We start from the raw sequence: 919 nt of genomic DNA on the forward strand, positions 1-919 counted from the left end.
CCCACGCGGCCGTGGGGCTGACCCTCGCCGCGCCGCTGGTCTGGGTCGCTCCCGAACTCGCGACCGCGGCGGCCGTCGGCGCGCTCGTCGGCGGCGTCTTCCCCGACGTGGACCTCTTCGTCGGCGTCCACCGCAAGACGCTGCACTACCCCGTCTACTACAGCGTCGCGGCCGCCGTTTTCGGCGCTGTCGCCGTCGTCTCGCCGTCGGCGCTCAGCGTCGGGGTCGCCTTTTTCTTCCTCTCGGCGGGGCTTCACTCTGCGTCCGACTGGCTCGGCGCGGGCGATGAACTCCGGCCGTGGGACCGCACCTCCGACCGCGCGGTGTACGTCCACCCGGCGCGCCGGTGGCTCCGGCCCCGCTATCTCGTCCGCTACGACGGCGCGCCCGAAGACCTCGCGCTGACGCTCCTGTTCGCCGTCCCCGGCTTCCTCGTCTTCTCCGGTGGCGTCCGGGTCGCCGTCGCGGTCGGCGTGGCCATCGCGCTGTTCTACACGGGGTTCAGAAAGCGGATGCCCGAGTGGTTCGGCATCTGAGGTGCGGCGTCCGCGAGGACGACCGCGCCCGCGGACGTTCGGTTCAACCACGAAACTCATACGTCTCGGTCGCCGAGTAGGCGAAGCGATGACGACTCGACGACGCCGACCGGCGTGGGGGGTGTTCGCCCCGTGATGGCCCCGACACACGTGGCGATGAGCCTCGCGCTCGCCGCCGCCGTCGTGTTCGTCGCTCCGGCGGCCGCGCCGCTCGTCGTCATGGCGGCGCTCGTCGGCGGTGTCTTCCCCGACCTTGATATGGTCGTCGGCGTCCACCGCAAGACGCTCCATCAGGTCGAGGCGTTCGTCGTCGGTTCGGTCGGGTTCGGCGCGGTCGCGCTCGTCACGGGCGCCGTTGGCCGCGGCCGCGGCGACCGGGTTCG

1 protein-coding gene and 1 pseudogene are annotated in these 919 nt (G+C 72.3%); both read left to right on the top strand.

The window, feature by feature from the left end; all coding sequences use genetic code 11:
- A partial coding sequence (locus tag NKF06_RS20665; RefSeq protein WP_253246467.1) for a metal-dependent hydrolase occupies positions 1 to 536 on the top strand: 536 nt, incomplete at its 5' end.
- Between the two features lie 135 nt (positions 537 to 671).
- A pseudogene (locus tag NKF06_RS20670) lies at positions 672 to 919 on the top strand (hypothetical protein); the annotation flags it as partial.

It is taken from the genome of Haloferax sp. AB510 (genome assembly GCF_024136985.1).
In the GTDB taxonomy this organism is placed as follows: Archaea; Halobacteriota; Halobacteria; order Halobacteriales; family Haloferacaceae; genus Haloferax.